The 16,756-nt window shown below is 73.2% G+C and carries 15 protein-coding genes; 7 read left to right on the top strand and 8 right to left on the bottom strand.

Annotation, left to right across the window (positions count from 1 at the left end; all coding sequences use genetic code 11):
- Nucleotides 1-31: 31 nt before the first annotated feature.
- A complete protein-coding gene (locus ACZ31C_RS02455) occupies nt 32-1,219 on the bottom strand; it encodes an MFS transporter (RefSeq protein WP_465793868.1) in 1,188 nt (395 codons plus the stop codon).
- Nucleotides 1,220-1,373: 154 nt separating this feature from the next.
- Here ACZ31C_RS02455 and ACZ31C_RS02450 point away from each other — a divergent pair, with 154 nt between their 5' ends.
- Nucleotides 1,374-2,156, top strand: coding sequence for an IclR family transcriptional regulator (locus ACZ31C_RS02450; protein ID WP_350697416.1), 783 nt, complete (start codon nt 1,374-1,376; stop codon nt 2,154-2,156).
- A gap of 122 nt (nt 2,157-2,278) precedes the next feature.
- On the opposite strand, the gene ACZ31C_RS02445 is transcribed toward ACZ31C_RS02450, so the two are convergent.
- The gene (locus ACZ31C_RS02445; protein WP_465793867.1) at nt 2,279-4,402 is read right to left on the bottom strand and encodes a PhoX family protein; all 2,124 of its coding nucleotides are present in this window, start codon (nt 4,400-4,402) and stop codon (nt 2,279-2,281) included.
- 243 nt (nt 4,403-4,645) lie between these two features.
- Here ACZ31C_RS02445 and ACZ31C_RS02440 point away from each other — a divergent pair, with 243 nt between their 5' ends.
- Together ACZ31C_RS02440 and ACZ31C_RS02435 are read left to right on the top strand one after the other, a co-directional pair.
- Complete coding sequence (locus ACZ31C_RS02440) at nt 4,646-5,140, top strand: sigma-70 family RNA polymerase sigma factor (protein WP_233527450.1); 495 nt, start codon at nt 4,646-4,648, stop codon at nt 5,138-5,140.
- Nucleotides 5,137-5,832 (top strand): anti-sigma factor family protein, encoded by a 696-nt coding sequence (locus ACZ31C_RS02435; protein WP_396741112.1) that lies wholly within the window; start codon nt 5,137-5,139, stop codon nt 5,830-5,832. Before ACZ31C_RS02440 ends, ACZ31C_RS02435 begins: the two co-directional genes overlap by 4 nt.
- A gap of 48 nt (nt 5,833-5,880) precedes the next feature.
- Here ACZ31C_RS02435 and rarD read toward each other — a convergent pair whose 3' ends face one another.
- The 4 genes from rarD to eccE form a co-directional block, all read right to left on the bottom strand.
- Nucleotides 5,881-6,816, bottom strand: coding sequence for an EamA family transporter RarD (gene rarD / locus ACZ31C_RS02430; protein ID WP_396741110.1), 936 nt, complete (start codon nt 6,814-6,816; stop codon nt 5,881-5,883).
- Nucleotides 6,813-7,310 (bottom strand): GNAT family N-acetyltransferase, encoded by a 498-nt coding sequence (locus ACZ31C_RS02425; RefSeq protein ID WP_465793866.1) that lies wholly within the window; start codon nt 7,308-7,310, stop codon nt 6,813-6,815. Before ACZ31C_RS02425 ends, rarD begins: the two co-directional genes overlap by 4 nt.
- 126 nt (nt 7,311-7,436) lie before the next feature.
- On the bottom strand, nt 7,437-7,823 hold the full coding sequence (locus tag ACZ31C_RS02420) for a phage holin family protein (RefSeq protein WP_396741106.1): 387 nt from the start codon (nt 7,821-7,823) through the stop codon (nt 7,437-7,439).
- A gap of 45 nt (nt 7,824-7,868) precedes the next feature.
- Entirely contained in the window at nt 7,869-9,731 is a 1,863-nt protein-coding gene (eccE, locus tag ACZ31C_RS02415) for a type VII secretion protein EccE (RefSeq protein WP_465793865.1), read from the bottom strand.
- Between the two features lie 194 nt (nt 9,732-9,925).
- Between eccE and ACZ31C_RS02410 the strand changes: the two genes are divergently transcribed.
- Nucleotides 9,926-10,249 carry a WXG100 family type VII secretion target gene (locus ACZ31C_RS02410; RefSeq protein WP_396741102.1) on the top strand — a complete coding sequence of 108 codons (324 nt, stop codon included), beginning with the start codon at nt 9,926-9,928 and terminating at the stop codon, nt 10,247-10,249.
- A gap of 26 nt (nt 10,250-10,275) precedes the next feature.
- Nucleotides 10,276-10,569: a WXG100 family type VII secretion target gene (locus ACZ31C_RS02405; RefSeq protein ID WP_350697408.1), complete on the top strand. Its 294-nt coding sequence runs from the start codon at nt 10,276-10,278 to the stop codon at nt 10,567-10,569.
- A gap of 76 nt (nt 10,570-10,645) precedes the next feature.
- Here ACZ31C_RS02405 and mycP read toward each other — a convergent pair whose 3' ends face one another.
- A complete protein-coding gene (gene mycP, locus ACZ31C_RS02400; protein ID WP_465793864.1) occupies nt 10,646-11,878 on the bottom strand; it encodes a type VII secretion-associated serine protease mycosin in 1,233 nt (410 codons plus the stop codon).
- 151 nt (nt 11,879-12,029) lie between these two features.
- Between mycP and ACZ31C_RS02395 the strand changes: the two genes are divergently transcribed.
- Together ACZ31C_RS02395 and ACZ31C_RS02390 are read left to right on the top strand one after the other, a co-directional pair.
- On the top strand, nt 12,030-15,362 hold the full coding sequence (locus tag ACZ31C_RS02395; RefSeq protein WP_465793863.1) for an SseB family protein: 3,333 nt from the start codon (nt 12,030-12,032) through the stop codon (nt 15,360-15,362).
- A complete protein-coding gene (locus ACZ31C_RS02390) occupies nt 15,359-15,724 on the top strand; it encodes a hypothetical protein (protein WP_350697405.1) in 366 nt (121 codons plus the stop codon). Before ACZ31C_RS02395 ends, ACZ31C_RS02390 begins: the two co-directional genes overlap by 4 nt.
- Before the next feature lie 7 nt (nt 15,725-15,731).
- Here ACZ31C_RS02390 and ACZ31C_RS02385 read toward each other — a convergent pair whose 3' ends face one another.
- Nucleotides 15,732-16,664: an alpha/beta fold hydrolase gene (locus ACZ31C_RS02385; protein WP_465793862.1), complete on the bottom strand. Its 933-nt coding sequence runs from the start codon at nt 16,662-16,664 to the stop codon at nt 15,732-15,734.
- Nucleotides 16,665-16,756: the final 92 nt, after the last annotated feature.

Genomic DNA, 16,756 nt, shown 5'->3' with positions numbered 1-16,756 from the left:
GCCGCACCGACGCCCTCGACCGGGTGTGCGGTCAGGCTGACGCGGGCCGGGCGGAGAGCAGCCGGGTCGCGGTGAGCATGAGACCGGCTGCGGTGAGCATGGCGGCGGCTGCGGTGAGCCACATCGCCGGGTAGCCGGCGGCGGCCGCGAGCGGTCCCAGGGCCAGCGGGCCGAGGCAGCCGCCCGCGTACACGCCGGTCTGGGTGATGGAGGTGGCGGCGGCCGGTGCCTGCGGGTGCAGCCGGACCACGGCGAAGTTCATCAGCCCCGGCCAGGACCAGCCCAGGCCGAAGCCGAGCAGGACACCGACCACCAGTGCCTCGGAGCCGGCCACCGCGAGCAGGCCCAGCCCCACCGCGCCGACCGCCAGCAGGCCGGCGATCACGGTGACGTGTCCGCCGGAGCGGCGGTCGGCCAGCCAGCCGATACCGACCCGTGCGGCGACGCAGACCGCGCTACCGAGGGTCAGCATGAGTCCGGCGAGGGCGGGGCCGTGACCCCGGTCCACGGAGGCGTCCACCAGGAAGGTGCCCAGCGCGCCCGCCGCGCCCGCCGCGAGTGTCGCGGCCACGCCGATCACCACCAGACCGACGGTCGCGTTCCCGGCCGGCCGGTTCGACCGGTGGACCGGTTGCGGTCCGTGTGACGGCACGAGCGGCAGTGTGGCCAGCGCGGCACCGGCGGCGGCCACGAACGCCCACCGCCAGCCGACGGTGAGCGCGAGCGTGGGTACCGCCGCGCCGGCCAGCAGGGTGGAGACCGGGATGGCCGCCTGCTTGACGCCGAAGGACAGGCCCTGTCGCCGCGTCGGTACGTGCCGGGCCAGCAGCAGGTTGCTGGAGAGTTGACCCAGCGCGTTCGCGGTGCCGGCCACGGCCAGCAGGACGAGCAGCATCGGGTACGAGCGGGCCAGCACGGCCACGGCGAGCAGCGAGCCGGCGGAGATCAGGATGCCGACCCGGGCGACCACGCCGCCGCCCCAGCGTTCCACGAGCGTGCCGGAGGGGACCGAGGCGAGTGCGCCGACGCCGAAGTAGACCGCCACGGCGATGCCCAGGCCGGCCGGGTCGAAGCCCAACTCCTCGCGCATCTGCACGGCGAGGCCACCGACCAGGAAGACGGGCAGGACGCAGGCGATGGTGACGGCCACGGCGGTGGTGGCGGCCCGGACGGGTCGGGTGGCGGCCTCCGGAGCGGGGGACGGGGCGGTGTGGGTCATGGTGGGGCCAACCTACGCCTGCCGCATTCCGGCAACGGAAAGTGCGGTCAGCATCACATCGGGTATCCGACGAACGGTGATCCTCCACCCGATCAGGCGTTTCGCACCGGGCTCCTTTTTCATATGGTGTAAGTCCCCGGTGGCGGAGGTGGTTGTGCGTGACCCCCTGGCGGAACCTTCGGACCTGATCCGAAGCGTCTCCCGCGCACTTCGAGTGCTCGAGTCGGTCGGCCGTGCCCCGCGGGGGCTGACGGTGAAGCAGATCGCCCGGCGATGCGAGCTGACCGTGGCCACGACGTACCACCTGGTCCGCACACTCGCGTACGAGGGTTACGTGATCCGCCGGGAGGACGGCACGTACATCGTGGGGCTGGAGGTGGCCGACCGCTACCGCGAGTTGGTCGCCGCATTCCGGGGCTCGCCCGCAGTCGGGGAGAACCTGCGCCGGGCGGCCATCGAGACCGGGTGGAGCCACTACCTCGGCCGCTTCGTGGGCGGCCAGGTCGCCATCACCGCCGTCGCGGAGGGGAACCGCTCGCCGTACCTGGAGGATCTCGTCCCCGGGTTCGACGAGGGCGCGCACGCGACCGCGCTCGGCAAGGCGCTGCTCGCCACGCTCACCGCCGAGCAGCGGCACCGCTACCTGCGGGAGTACGGCATGCGGCCGTTCACCAGCGCCACCCTGACCACACCCGAGGCGTTCGAGGCCGATCTGGCGGCCGGCGAGCGGCGCGGTATGCAGCTCGAACTGGGTCAGTTCCGGCAGGGGGTGGCCTGCGCGGCCGTCCTGGTCACCCCGGACAAGGACATGGAACGGCGTACGGTGCTCGCCTGTGCGCTGCCGGCCAGCGAGATGATGACCTCCGCCCGGGTGGTCCGGACGAAGCTGATCGCCACCGCCCGCGCGATCGCCGAGTGCCTGGCCGCCGAGAACTGACCGGAGCCGACCGAGCCGCCGCCGAGGGCTGACCTGGCAGGAGGCTGACCCGGCGCGAGACGGCCCCCTTCCTGGTGGGAAGAGGGCCGTCGGGAAGCGGCCGGCGCGAAGCCGGGGCGGGGTCAGCTACCGACCGGTCCGCCGTCCAGCCGCCAGGTCACCACCACGCCGGGTTTGGCGTAGTCGCCGTCCGGCCAGGTGGAGGCCGGATTGTCGACCGAGGCACCGGTGACCTCGCCTGGGTGTTGCACGGCGACGAAGAGCGAGCGGTTGTCGCCGGTGATGAACGGCCCGCAGGTCTCCGCGCCACGCGGCACGGTGAGGAACTGCTTGAGGTGACCCCGCTCCGGCCCTTCGGTCGGCGTGGCGAAGAGGCCGTCGTTGCTGCCCAGGGCGTTGCCGTCGGTGGAGATCCAGAGGTTGCCGGTGGCGTCGAAGGCCACGTTGTCCGGGCAGGAGATCGGCGACACCTGCGTCTTGTCGTACCCGGAGAAGTAGGTCGACGGGTCCGACGGGTCGCCGCAGACGATCGGCAGCGACCAGGTGAACGTCTCGGCGGTGTTGTCGCCCCGGTGCTCGACCAGCTCCAGGATCTGCCCGTGCCGGTTGTTGCTGCGCGGGTTGGCCTCGTCCGGCCCGGGGTTGTTGCCGACACCCCGGTTGGTGTTGTTGGTCAGCGCCACATAGACCTTGCCGGTGAGCAGGTTCGGCTCGACGTCCTCCGGGCGGTCCATCTTGGTCGCGCCGACCGTGTCACCGGCGAAGCGGGTGAAGGTGAGCACCTCGGCGGCGGTCATCCCGTCCACGAAGGATCGATTGCCGCTGACCAGCTTGATCCAGCGGCCCTTGCCGTCGAAGGCACCGTCCGAGGGCAGCCGGCCGGACCCGTCGATCTCATCGGCGCTGGTCTGGTCGAGCCGGGCGACATAGAGCGTGCCGGACTCCAGCAGCGTCAGGTTGTGCTTGCGGGCGACCCAGGAGTTGCCCTTCATGAACTTGCGGTCCGAGACGAACTTGTACAGGTAGTCGAAGCGCTCGTCGTCGCCCATGTACGCGACCACGTGCCCGCTGCGGGCCACGATGACGTTCGCGCCCTCGTGCTTGAAGCGGCCCAGCGCGGTGTGCTTGCGGGGACGGCTCTCCGGGTCGTACGGGTCGATCTCCACGATCCAGCCGTGCCGGTTCGCCTCGTTCGGGTGCTTGGCCAGGTCGAAACGGTCGGCGGCGCGGTCCCACTTGCGGTTGCCGCTGGGGTAGCGGGTGGCGGTGTTGATGCCGTACCGGGCCAGTCGGGGCTTGTCCGCCGCCGGTGCGGCGTCGCCGCCGACGAAGTACTGGTTGAAGTTCTCCTCGCCGGAGAGCACCGTGCCCCACGGGGTCACCCCGCCGGCGCAGTTGTTCAGCGTGCCGACGACCGTACGCCCCTTGGGGTCGGCGGCGGTCTTCACGAAGGCCGAGCCGGCGGCCGGACCGGTCAGCTCGAAGGCGCTGCTCAACGCGTCGACCCGCCGGTTGTACGGGCGGCGACCCGAGGTGACCGCACGCCACTGCCCGGTGCCGGCGACCCGCTCGATCTCCACCACCGACATGCCGTGCGCGGCCATCGACACCTTCACCTGCTCGACGGTGAGCGCGTCGAGGCTGGTGAAGCCGGGGAACATCAGGTCCTCGTTGGTGTACTCGTGGTTGACCACGAGCAGTGCCCGCCGCCCGCCCTTGTCCAGCGGCAGCACACCGACGAAGTCGTTGTTGTAGCCGAACTGCCGGGCCTGTGCGGCGGCGGTCTGCCGGCGCAGGTCGAAGGCGGGTGCGCCGGGCAGCACCGGGTCGCCCCAGCGGATGACGACCGCGTGGTCGTAGCCGTTCGGCACCACGAAGGTGTCCAGCGTGTTCGGCGGGATCGACGAGAAGGTCAGCGCCCCGCTGCCGACGCCCCGGCCACCGGCGGCGAAGGTGGTGGTCTCGGGCACCACCGGGGAGCCCGGTGCCGCCGCGGCGGCACCGCCGCCGGCCAGCGCACCGGCGCCACCGCCGAAGCCGAGTACCAGCGCGCCGACCGCCCCGGCGCGGACCAGGCCACGGCGGGTGACCTCGGCGTCGACCAGGTCGCCGAAGTAGGCGTTGTCGGAGGTGTTGGGCACCGGGTGGTCGCAGGCGTTGCCGCAGCGGTAGAGACAGGTCATGGCGTCGCGGCTGCCGTGGCGGGGAGTGCCCAGCAGCGGGAGCAGCCGGGGACGGTCGCTCATGGGAGGAGCCTCCTGAGGGTCACGCGCGCCGGTGCAGCTCACCGACGGGTACCCGCCGGACGCTAGGAGGGCGTGGTGAGCGGTAACCGGCGTCGATGTGAACCAGCGATGAACTCCCCCGTCGGGAATCCCAGGTCGCGCAGGCGGTGAACCGATCGGCGTGACCGCACGTATCCCTGGTCGTAACGCCGCGCCCGCTCGGTCGAGAGCGAGGAGAGGACCATCAGCGACCACGACGCCCACCTGCTGCGCGCCCTGCACGACGAGCATGCCGAGGCGCTGTACGCGCACGCGTTGCGGCTGGTCAACGGCGACCGGCAGCGCGCCGAGGACCTGGTGCAGGAGACGCTGCTGCGGGCCTGGCGGCACCCGGAGTCACTCGACCCCCGGCGCGGTTCGGTCCGCGCCTGGCTGTTCACCACCGCACGCAACCTCGCCATCGACGCCTGGCGGCGACGGTCGACCCGGGTCGGCGAGGTCTACACCGACGAGCTGCCCGAGCCCAGCGAGGTCGTCGACGAGACGGAACGCGCCGTGGAGGCGTGGACCGTGGCGGAGGCGCTCAACCGGCTCAGCCCGTCCCACCGTGACGTTCTCGTCGAGTGCTTCTACCAGGGCCGTTCGGTGTCCGAGGCAGCCTCCCGGCTCGGGGTGCCGCCGGGCACCGTGAAGTCCCGTACCCACTACGCGCTGCGCTCACTACGGTTGGTGCTGGCGGAGATGGGGGTGACCGGATGAGCCGCTGCGACTACGCCTTCGACGACGGCGCGTACGTGCTGGGTGCCCTCTCGCCCGCCGACCGGGCCGCGTACGAACGGCACCTCGTCGGCTGCCCCGACTGCCAACAGTCGGTCTCCGAGATCGCCGTGCTCCCCGGCCTGCTCGGTCGGCTGGACCCGTCGAGCCTGGAGCAGTTCCTCCCACCGCCGGAGAACCCCCGGGTGCCCGAGCTGCTCAACGCCGCGCGGGACCGCCGGCGTCGGGAGCGGCAGGCCAACCGGCTGCGGTACGCGGTCACCGGCCTCGCGGCGGCGGCGTTCGCCCTGCTGGTCGGTTTCGGCGTGGCGACGATGCTGCCGAGCGAGCAGCCGGGCCGGCCACCTTTGGCACAGGTGCGTCTGGTCGCGATGGAGCCGGTGACCGGGTCGGTGCCGGTGCACGCCGAGATCGGCCTGCGGCACACCGACTGGGGCACCGAGGTGACCATGCACTGCGGGTACGACGAGCACACCGGTTACGGCAAGGCGCACGCCTTCCGGCTGGTGGCGTACGGTCCGGACGGCGCGCAGGAGCAGATCGGCTCGTGGCGTGCCGCGCCCGGTGACGACCTGCGGATCACCGGTGCGACCCGGTTCACCAACGCCGAACTGGTCCGGCTGGAACTCATCCGCGCCGACGGCACCCCCGTGCTCGCCTACGACGTCCGCTGAGGCGGTGGCGTCGGTCAGGCGCGGTGTCGGGCAGCGTGGGCAGACCGGTCAGCGTGGGGCGGGCACCGCCGCCGCCGCGCCGACCTCGCTGTCCGGGCGCGCGCGCCGGTTGCGCCGGGCGTTGCGGAGCGCGTCGGCGGTGAAGACGATCAGCGCGAGCCAGACCAGCCCGAAGCCGACCAGGCGGGCCGGCGGCATCGGCTCGTGGAAGATCAGCACACCGCAGGCCAGTTGGATGATCGGCGCCACGTACTGGAGCATGCCCAGGGCGGTCAGCGGCAGCCGGTTCGCAGCGCCCGCGAACAGCAGCAGCGGGATGGCGGTCAACGCGCCGGCCAGCACCAGCAGCAACGCGTGCCCGACCGACACCTGGCCGAAGGTGGCGTCGCCGGTGGTCGCGAGCCAGCCGAGGAACACCAGCGCCGGCACGGCCAGCACGGCGGACTCGACGAAGAGGCCCTCCGCCGGGGGCAGCCCCAGCCGCTTCTTCACCAGGCTGTACCCGCCGAACGTGAAGGCCAGCGTCAACGCGAGGTACGGCAGCCGGCCGTAGTCGACGGTGAGGACGGCCACCGCCAGCGCACCGACCCCGAGCGCCGCCCACTGTGCCGGTCGCAGCCGCTCCCGCAGCACCAGGACGCCGAGCAGCACCACCACCAGCGGGTTGATGAAGTACCCGAGGGCGGTCTCCACCACCCGGTCGGAGTTCACGCCGTAGATGTAGGTGAACCAGTTCACCGCGATCAGGGCGGCGGCGGCACCGACCCCGGCCAGGGCGCGCGGCCGGCGTAGCAGGGCACGCAGGAACCCGATGTTGCGCATCACGGCGAGCAGCAGGGCGACGAACACCACCGACCAGATAACCCGGTGGGCCAGGATCTCCAGCGGGCCGGTCGGGCGCAGCAGCTTGAAGTACAGCGGGAAGAACCCCCACAGCAGGTACGCGGCCAGGCCGTAGAGGTATCCGAGGCGGAGCGGTGTCACGTGTTCACCGTAAGGGGCGGATCGCCCTGTGAATCCTTGCTGGTGAGCGGCGTCACGCTCGGCTCCCGGCGATCGAACTCCATCCAGCGGTCCGCGCGTACGAGGGTGAAGCCGAGTTTCGCGTACACCCCGTGCGCGTCGTTGGTGGCGAGCAGGATCCGGCGTACGCCGATCTCGCCGAGGTGGTCGCGGACGGCGCCGGCCAGCCAGGTGCCCAACCCGTGCCCGCGTTCGGCCCGGTCCACGTAGACGTCGCAGAGATAGCCGAAGGTGGCCCGATCCGTGATCACCCGGGCCACGGCGACCTGTCGGCCGTCCGTCGGGCGGTAGACGCCGAACCCGAGCGAGCCGGCGAACGCCGCACCCACCGTCGCGCGGTCCCGCCCGAGCGCCCAGTACGCGTCGGTGGAGAGCCAGGTGTGCACCAGATCCAGGTCGAGCAGATCGGGCGAGGTGCTGATCGTGTAACCGTCGTGACGGGTCCGGGTGAACATCCTCGGGATCCTAGGACCCGACCATTCACCCTTCGTGATCCGGGCGGTCACCGTCGGTGTCGACGGTGACCGCCCGGCGGACGGTCGGTCGAGCAGCCGACGAGGTCGAGCCGCCCGGTTCGGGAGTCAGTCGCGGTCGAGGATGGCGCCGAGGATCCAGGTGACGATGCCGACGAAGAGCGCACCCAGCACCGCGGCGGGCCAGAAGCCGTCCACGTCGAAGGGCAACCCCACCTGGTCGGCGATCCAGCCGGTGAGCAGGAACAGCAGACCGTTGACCACCAGTGCGATCAGGCCGAGGGTGAGCAGGTAGAAGCCACACCCGACGGTCTTGATGATCGGCTGGAGCACCCCGTTCACCACGCCGAAGATCACCGCGACGAGGACCAGCGTCAACACCGTCTCACCGAACGACTCGGTGTTCAGGGAGATGCCGGGGATGATCACAGTGGCCAGCCAGAAGGCCACCGCCGTGGCGCCGACCCGGATCAGTAGACCTTTCAGAAAACCCATGGCGGGCATGGTGTCACGGCCCGCGTACCGGCGAAACCCGCGAGATCAACTCGGCCGGTGCCGGAGAGGTGCCCCGATGAGCTGCGCCTCGATCGGTGTGACGGCCAGCAGCGCCCAGCGCAGGGCGCGCCGGTTGACCACCGCCACCATGTCGGGCCGACTGCGTGCCAGCCACTGCGCGGCGTCGCCGAGGCCCAGCGCGGTGCCCGCGACCGCCGATCCGGCCCGGCTCAGCGGCGACAGCACCGCCAGGTCGGCGCGGGCCAGCGCGTCCGCGTCGGCCGGGGTCAGTTCGTCGCGTACCAACAGCGTGGTCTGCCAGGGGGCACCCGGGCGCGGGCCCGGAGGCGGTGGCGGTGCGTCCCGCACCACGAGCACCGGGGACAGCGGGGTCGCGGGCGGAAGCTCCGCCAGACGGTCCGGTGGCACCAGCGGGATCGTCCGACCGGGTACGCCGACACCACGCACGAAGGGTTCCCAGACGTGTGGCCGGGTGGTCTGGACCACCACCCGGGCACCGAGCGCCATCGCCCGCACGGCGACCAGCTGGGCGGTGGGCACCCCGCCGACGAGCATCACCCGGGTGCTCTCCGGCCGGAACAGCCGGACGGCGACGGGGCCGCCGTACCGGTTGGTGCCGAGCATCAACCCGGCCGAGCCGTACGGCAGCGTCGACTCCGGGTCGTCCGTGCCGGACGGTGTCGACGGGGCTCGGCGACGCGTGACCGGTTGACCTGGCAGCGCCAGCGGGAGCGTGCCGGCGAAGCCGTCGAGATGGGCGCCGTCGTTGCGGACGAGCACCCCACCGACGGCCGTCACGACCTGCTCCAGGGCTCGACCGGCGGCGGACAGCTCGGCCGGCGTCGCCGCGCTCAGACGGACGGTCAGGTCGGTCCGGCCCGGTGCCTCGGTGTCGGCGTTCAGCGACACCGTGGTGGCGGTCACCGGCAGCGCGCACAGTCGGGGCACCAGCCGACCCACCGGCTCCGTCGGCGAGTGCCGCAGCACGAAGGTGCTCTGGAGCAGTCCGCCGCAGCGGACGCCCTGCCAGGTCTCCCGGGGCACGCGGCCGTCGTGGTGCGCGAGCTCGGCGAGCATGCGCAGGGTCGCCGGTGCGCCGAGCGGACGCACGGGCAGGGGCCTGAGCCGCCGCACCACCCGGCGTACGGTGCCGGCGAGCGCCCGCCGCAGCGCCTCCTCGGGCCAGCCCGCCACCCGCACCGCGCGCACGGCCAGCACCGCGCGCTCCCCGCCGGCCAGCCGCCCGTCGGTGAGCTGTCGGTACGAGGTGGCCACCGGTCCGCCGCCGGCTGCGAACGCCGGTGCCGCCGTGACGGTGAGCAGGAGTTGCACGCGTACCGGTGGCATGTCGGCGGTGCGGGCCGGCAGCAGCGCGGTGGGCGGCGGCAGCGAGCGGACGCCCGCACCGAGCAGGTCGGCGGCGTCGCCGATGTCGAGCAGGGCCACCAGGCCACCCGGGTCGTCGATGGCGGCGGCCGGGGATCCGGCCAACTCGACGGGTCGGACGACGGCGTCCGGGTCGACCAGGTCGAGCAGGGTCGCCGGATGGTGCACCCGTCGACGGCGGGCCAGATAGCCCGTCCCGAGCCGTAGCCACTCGTGCAGCCACCGTCGGCGTACTCGACCCCAGGCACCGACCAGCAGCGCGCCGGCGAGCAGGACGGCGGCGCTCGTCGGCAGCGTGCCCAGGCCCGGTGCGGCGACGAGCAGCGCCGCCGCCACCTGCGTGGTGACGACCTGACCGACCACCGGCCGGTACGCACGCAGGCTCCATTGTGGTCTGTTGCGGCCGTCGCCGGTGTCGGCTGGGACGTCGACGGTACGGCGGGCGAGGGCGCCGGTGGTCGGCACTGCGGCCCGCCGGTCGATCACACCCCGCGACGTCATCGACGCCCATCGTAGTAGCCCGCCCGGCTGCCGCGTTGTCCACAGGGGAGCGCGGTGGGGTAGCAGAAATGCGATGGTGTCGCTACTGTCAGCGACGAGTTCTCGTTGGCCCGTCCCGCGTCGCGCCCGCCCTCCGGCGGCGCGGGTGGTGTGTCCATGGGCCAGCCACGATCGAGAGACGAGGTGACGTCGGGGTGTCCTCCCAGACCCAGGCAGAGGCTGCGGTGATGCAACAGACCGCGGCGAAGTTCGAGCAGACGGACCAGTCCTTGCAGTCGATGCTCAGTGGACTGCTGGCCCAGCTGGCGATTCTCCAGCAGGCCTGGCGCGGGGCGGGCGGCCGGTCGTTCGAGCAGGTCAAACAGCAGTGGGCGCAGGATCAGGCGAACCTGCAGCGGGCCCTTCGGGAGACCGCGGGCGCGATCCGCACCGCCGGCGTGAAGTACGACGCGTCGGACGCCGAGGCGGCCGGCCGGGTGTCCGCCACCAACCGCGGCGGCATCCAACTGCCGCTCTAGACCACGACCCAGGGGGAAGACTTCGGATGGAGAACGGTGTGCTGGTCGTCAACTTCGCCGCGCTGCAACAGGCCAGCGCGGACATCCAGCGGGCCTTGAACACGCTCGAATCGCAGCTCGGTCAGCTCGAGCAGGATGCCGCTCCGCTGGTCGCGAGCTGGTCCGGCGAGGCGCAGCAGGCGTACGAGCAGCGTCAGGCCCGGTGGCGCAACGCCTCGCAGGACCTCCAGACGATGTTGCGGGACATCAAGGTGGCGGTGGACGAGTCCGCGACCGACTATCTCGACACCGAGAAGCGCAACGCCGGCCTGTTCCAGTGACGAAGGGCTGACGCCGGCCGCCTCGCACGCGGCGGTCGGCGTCAGCCATCGGCAGCCGCCGGTCGGGGCTGTCGGCTCAGCGTGGGTCGGCGGGGCGCCACCGTCGCCGGACACCCTGCGGCACGAGGACGGCGGCCACCACGATGACGGTCACCGCCAGCAGCCCGGCGGCGGTGAGCAGAGCGGCCCGTTCCCGCGCGGCGGCCCGCCGGGCCTGCTGTGCCACCAGCGCCGGGTCCGTCCGCTCCGCGTCGAGCCCGACCGCCGGTCGTGCGCGTGGCGTCGTGCCGGCCGCCTCGGTGACCGCCCGGTACGGATTGAGCACGCCCGCACCGTAGCCCTCGCCCGGAGCCGGATCGGCGGTCGCGAGGATCCGCCGGGCCACCTCCGCAGCGCTCAGGTCCGGGCGGTACTGGCGGACCAGAGCGGCCGTAGCGGCCACGAAGGGCGCGGCGTAACTGGTGCCCTCGGCCCGCTGGTGGCCGCGTCCGGGCGCGGCGATCAGCACGTCGGTGCCGGGTGCGACCAGGTCGACATAGGGGCCGGTCTGGGAGAACCCGGCCCGTGTCCCGTCGGCACCGATCGCGCCGACCCCGATCGCCGGCTCGTACGCGGCGGGGTAGGGGCGAGGGTCGCCCTCGCCGTGCAGGTTGCCGGCGGCGGCCACCACGACCACGTCCCGGGCCGCCGCGTAGGCGATCGCGGCACGGACCGACGGCCGGTCGGCGTAGAGCACCACGGACAGGTTGATCACGTCGGCGCCGTTGTCGACCGCCCAGCGGATCGCCGTGGCGAACTCCTCCGGCGCGACCGCACGCCCCGCTCCCCGGCCGTCCACGACCTGCTGTTCGCTGACCCGGACCGGCAGGATCCGAGCGTTCGGCGCCAGACCGTGGAAGGCGACGCCGTCGTGTGGGGCGGCAGCGATGATGCTGGCCACGCCGGTGCCGTGGCCGACACAGTCCCGGGTGCCGTCACCACCGGGGTCGAGCAGGTCGAGGCCGTCGAGCACCCGACCGGCGAGCTGCGGATGGCGGCGATCCACGCCCGAGTCGATTACCGCGACGGTCACCCCGGACCCGTCGGCCAGCGGCGACAGCCGCGTCGGGGCGTACCGCTGCTGCGGCCAGGGCTCGGTGACCACCGGCCGGGCCGGTGCCGGTGGCGAGGCACACTCCGGCGCGGCGGCAACCGCCGGGAAGCCGGCCGGCGCGGGCCGTGCGGTCGCGGCGGATGCCGGTGTCGCGGGCCCGGCCAGCAGGGCGGCGGCCACCCCCGCGAGGAGCGGACGCGGGACGTTTCGGGACATCGACCGCCTCCGTATCGTGTCGACACCGGAACGGGATGTTAGCGCCCCTCGGCGAAGCGGGCGGACCGGCGACGGCCTGGCATTGTGATCTTGTGGACACCTTGTAGGTTGTAAGCGATACCTATGGCTGTGCCCGGGAGGAGGGGTGGCCGTGACCGACTGGGCGCCGGCCACCGAGGCCGAGGCGGCGATGCGGGACGCGCTGCGCGGCAACGACCAGCAGTTGTACTTCCGCACCCTGTCCCGGGTCGAGCTGCTGTTGCCGATCTCCGTCCAGCCCGTGCCAGGTCAGGTGCCGGCGGGTTGGGGCACCTGGACGACCGGCGGCCGCACGCACGTGTTGGCGTTCACCTCCGCCGAGGCGATGCGGTCCTGTCTCGGTGACCACGCCGGACCCAGCCGACGCTCCGGGTACGCCGAACTGGCCGCCGCTTGGCCCAACCACGAGTGGTGGCTGGCCGTCAATCCCGGCCTGCCGATCGAGGGCTACCTGCCGGCCTGGTACGTCTCCCAGTTGTCCCGGGGCGACGTCCGGCTGCCTGGGCGCACCGTCGGCGCACGAGCCCGGTTGGAACGGGTGGAGGCCCTGAACCGCGCGCGCGACGCCCGTACGCCGAGCACCCCGCCCGCCCCGGTCGGCACTCCACGGCCATCCGGCGCCGGTCCGGGGCGTCCGGCCGCGCCCTCGCCGCAACCGGTGGCCCCGGCGGCCTTCCAGTTGCCTGAGTCACCGGTGGCGGCCCCCGGCACGGTGGCCGGTCCGCATCACCAGCAGCCCGGCGGAGCGTCGCCGGGTCGGCCCGATTCCGGTTGGGGTGGTGCCCCTGCCCCGGACCGCGCCGCCGGTCAGGAGAGCCTGGGAAGCCGGCTCAGCGCCGTCGGCGGTGGCCGGGTGGAAGGGCAGGTCGGTCCGCCGCCGAGTCGGCCGATGCCGGCACCCGACGAGGAGCCGACAGCCGCCGGTCCCGGCTGGCCGAGTACGCCGGACCGCGCCGGCCCGCCGACCAACGGCCGGCCCGCCGACCCGGGTCAGGCACCTCGGAAGTCCTTCTTCGAGCCGGCGAACTCCCGCACCGGCCAGCGCGCCGACCGGCTGACCGACCGGGCGACCCCGCCGTCCCGACTGGCGGCCCGTGGTGCACAGCCGTTCCCCCGGCGCGGAGCGGCCGGCGATCCGTCCGCCGAGGGGAAGACCCGCGCCTTCGACTTCACCGGTGCCGAGTCGGGCGCCCGTCCGGAGCCCGGTGGCGAGCCGACCCAGCGACTGCCGTCACCGGGTGGTGCGGTGCAGGAGCCGACCCGGCCACTGCGGGTGTCCCCGCCGAACGGCTGGACGGCACCGGGTGGTCTCGCCGATGGCGGCGACCCCACCGAGGCGCTGCCGCCTCGCGGGCCGGCGGAGCCCACGGAGGAGTTGTCGGCCGCAGAACCGGTCTCCAGCCCGCCCGCGCCCCGCCGTGGCTTCACCCCGATCGTCATCGAGGGCACCATCATTGAGGCCCGCGACCTCAGCTCGGTCGACGACGCCCCGCCCCGCCCGCACGAGCCCGCCCCCTTCCCGAGCACCGAACCGACGGTGCGCGTCCCCCCGGTCGAGGCCGAGCCGACGGTGCGCGTCCCGGTCGGCGAGGCGGAGCCCACGATGAGGGTCCCGGTGTCGGAGGCGGAGCCGACCGTACGGGTCCCGGTGCCGGAAGCCGAGCCGACCGCGCAGGTTCCGTTGGTGGAGGCCGAGCCGACCACGTGGGTGCCCACGGTCGGGGCCGAGCCGACCGCGCCGGTCCCGACGGTGGAGCCCGAGACGACGGCCTGGGTGCCCACGGTCGAGGCCGAACCGACCGTCCAGGTGCCGTCCGACGAGCCCACCGCCCGGGTTCCGTCCACCGAGCCCGAGACGACGGCGTGGGTGCCGACGGTGGAGCCCGAGACGACGGCGTGGGTGCCGACGGTGGAGGCCGAGCCGACGGTCGAAGTACCGTCTGCCGAGGCGCAGCCGACCGCGCCGGTTCCCTTGGTGGAGGCCGAGCCGACCGCCTGGGTGCCCACGGTGGCGGATCCGACCGGGTGGATCCCGACGATCGGATCCGAGCCGACCGCCGAGGTGCCGACCGCCGGGGCCGAGCCGACCGCTGAGGTGCCGTCCGTCGGATCCGAGCCGACCGCCGAGGTCCTGTCGCCGGGTTCCGAGCCGACTGCCGAGGTCACGTCGACCGGGTCCGAGGCGACGGCCGAGGTGCCGCCGGTCGAGGCCGAGCCGACTGCTGACGTCCCGCTGGTCGGGGCCGAGCAGCAGACCGTCCTGCTTCGGGGAACGACGCCGGAGTCGGCGATCGAGACCGAGGTGATCACTGCGCCGGTGTCGCCCACCGCCGGGCCGCCGGGGACAGACGGGTCGGGTGACGGGTCCGAGCCGACGGTGCAGAGTCCGGCGGCGACCACCTCGGCCGCCGTACCGGAATCGGCATCCGCCGCCGCACCGACTGCCGCCCCGCGGCCGAGCGTCGGTGCCGACTTCACGCCGGCCAACGACGTCGAGGTGAACCTGCTGGAGGCGGCGGAGGCCGGCAGCACCGACACGTTCCTGTCCACGCTGCTGCTGGCCCGGGTCCTCATGCCGGTGGCGGCCGACTGCGTCGCGGGCACCCGGCCGGGGGACCCGGGCTTCGTCTGGCCCACTGTACAACTGGACGGCCAGACCTTCGTGGTGGCGTACACCTCGCCGCAGCGGCTGGCCGACCACACCGACCCGGCCGCCGCCGAGACGCTCCAGGTCCGCTTCGTCCAGCTCATCCGCTGCTGGCCGGACACGTCGTGGTCGTTCGCGGTCAATCCCGGTACGCCGGTGGGGGCCAAGCTGCCCGGTGAGCAGATCGTCGGGCTGGCCAACTGGGCCGCCGAACTGGGGCTCGGTGACGACCCGGAGCGGGAGACCGAGTCGACGGCCGAGCCGGCCGTGTCGTCCAGCAGCCCGCAGGAGGCCGCGCCGGTCGTCGACCCGGTGCGGCCGATCGTGATGCAGAAGGCGATCGCACCCAGCCAGCTCGGCTACTACCTGGAGCGTGGCTACGACCGGGTCTCCGGCTTCGTGCACCGGGCCGGTGAGCTGGCCCATCTCGACACCCCGGCGAAGCTGTACGGTGCGCTCGGCCTCAACCATCCCGAGTCGCCCTTCGCGGCCGACGCCGAACAGATCTACGTGCTGAGGTGGCCGGCGTACCGGCCCAGTCTCTACCGGATCCCGTACGGCGGGCAGAACGAGGCCGCCATGCGGGCGATGGAGGGCTGGGTGATCGAGCGTTCCCCGTTCCGGGGCAACGGCTTCGCCCCCGGCGAGAGTTCCGACGTGGTGGCCGAGTTCAAGGTGGACAGTGTCCGGCTGCCGCACGGTGCCCAACTGCTGCGGATCGGCGCGGACGGCACCGAACGCCTGGTCGCCGTGCTCGACACCGACACGCTCGCCTGGCGTCAGGTCGGTGAGCGGTGATGCGCGATGGCTACGTGGCCCGCTGGCGTGGCCGGGAGTACCAGGCCAGCCCGGACGGCGGCGAGATCCGGCTCTACCGGCCGGAGGCCGCCGACGGTTTCGAGGAGGTCCGCTCCGGCCGCTACGTCCGGGTCGTCCCGACCGCCGAGGTCGAGGAGTTGGCGTACGTCCGGACGACCTGCACCTGGCAGGGACAGCCGTTCATCGTGCTCGCCGTGCACGACGGGTGGCTGCGGGTCGAGTACACCGGCGGTCGGTGGCCGGTCGCCCAGGCCATGCGGCTGGAAGCCTTCGACTTCGGTGTCTACCAGGGCTGGGCGCCGGTCGGTGAGGTCACCGACGTCCGCGAACAGCGGATCTGAGCACCGGTCAGGACTTCGTCCAGCGCAGCACCTCGCCCAGCACCAGCTCCGGTGTCTCCAGGTGCGGGAAGTGCCCGACGTCGTCCAGCAGCCGCCACTCGTACGCCGCGCTGACGTAACGCCCCGACCCCTGCGCGGTGCGCGGCAACGAGGCCACGTCCAGCGCGCCGTGCAGTTGCAGGGTGGGCGTGACCAGGGGGCGCTGCATCAGCTTGACGAACCGGTACCCGTGCAGTCGCAGCACGGACCGGAACGCCCACCGGTAACCCTCCAGGGCGCAGAACGCGGCCTGCGGGATCCGCATGGCCTCCCGGTAGCGCTGGGCGTAGCCGGCGAACTCCGGGCCGCCCACCCAGCGGGGCCCGCCCCAGCGGCGCAGGATCACCTCCACGGCCCGAGCGTCGTCCCGGGTGAGGACGTGCTCGTAGCGGGGAAGCTGGAACCTCAGCGCAGGCGTGGAGGCGGCGAACTGGCCACGCGGATCGGCGAAGATCGCGGCGCGCAGCCGTAGCGGGTGCGGTGCGCCGAGCACCACCAGCCGGCGGACCAGGTTGGGGTGGAACGAGGCCACCGTCCAGGCGATCATCCCGCCGGCACCGGCGCCGACCACGGTCGCCGAGCGTTCGCCGAGCGCGCGGATCAGACCGGCCACGTCGGCCGCGAGGGTGTAGCCGTCGTACCCCCGGGGTGGTTTGTCGCTGGCGCCGTAGCCGCGCAGGTCGACGGCGACGGCGCGGAAACCGGCGTCGGCGACCGCCGGCAGCATCTGCTGCCAGGCCCACCAGTGCTCGGGAAAGCCGTGCAGGAAGAGCACCATCGGACCGGTGCCCGCCTCCACGACGTGGAACCGGCTGCCGTTGGCGCCGACGAACCGGTGCGTCCACGGTCCTTCGGTGAGGACGCAGGATTCGTCGATGGCGTCGCCACGCTGCTCGGTCATGACCGACAGCCTATGACCCCGCCGCCGCCGGCCCGGGCGGGCCGACCGGACCACCGGCCCGGCAGGGGCGACGCCCCGGGCAGATGGCCTGC

This window comes from Micromonospora sp. NPDC023869 (assembly GCF_055559695.1).
The sequence above is the reverse complement of the archived record's forward strand: the minus strand, read 5'-3'. Positions and strand labels throughout refer to the sequence as shown.

Bases quoted from the DNA above. Each gene is read 5' to 3' on its own strand.
- ACZ31C_RS02405 (WP_350697408.1), top strand. From the start codon at position 10,276: ATGGAGAACGGTGTGCTGGTCGTCAACTTCGCCGCGCTGCAACAGGCC.
- ACZ31C_RS02385 (WP_465793862.1), bottom strand. From the start codon at position 16,664: ATGACCGAGCAGCGTGGCGACGCCATCGACGAATCCTGCGTCCTCACC.
- mycP (WP_465793864.1), bottom strand. From the start codon at position 11,878: ATGTCCCGAAACGTCCCGCGTCCGCTCCTCGCGGGGGTGGCCGCCGCC.
- ACZ31C_RS02435 (WP_396741112.1), top strand. From the start codon at position 5,137: ATGAGCCGCTGCGACTACGCCTTCGACGACGGCGCGTACGTGCTGGGT.
- ACZ31C_RS02425 (WP_465793866.1), bottom strand. From the start codon at position 7,310: ATGTTCACCCGGACCCGTCACGACGGTTACACGATCAGCACCTCGCCC.
- ACZ31C_RS02445 (WP_465793867.1), bottom strand. From the start codon at position 4,402: ATGAGCGACCGTCCCCGGCTGCTCCCGCTGCTGGGCACTCCCCGCCAC.
- ACZ31C_RS02455 (WP_465793868.1), bottom strand. From the start codon at position 1,219: ATGACCCACACCGCCCCGTCCCCCGCTCCGGAGGCCGCCACCCGACCC.
- ACZ31C_RS02420 (WP_396741106.1), bottom strand. From the start codon at position 7,823: ATGGGTTTTCTGAAAGGTCTACTGATCCGGGTCGGCGCCACGGCGGTG.
- eccE (WP_465793865.1), bottom strand. From the start codon at position 9,731: ATGACGTCGCGGGGTGTGATCGACCGGCGGGCCGCAGTGCCGACCACC.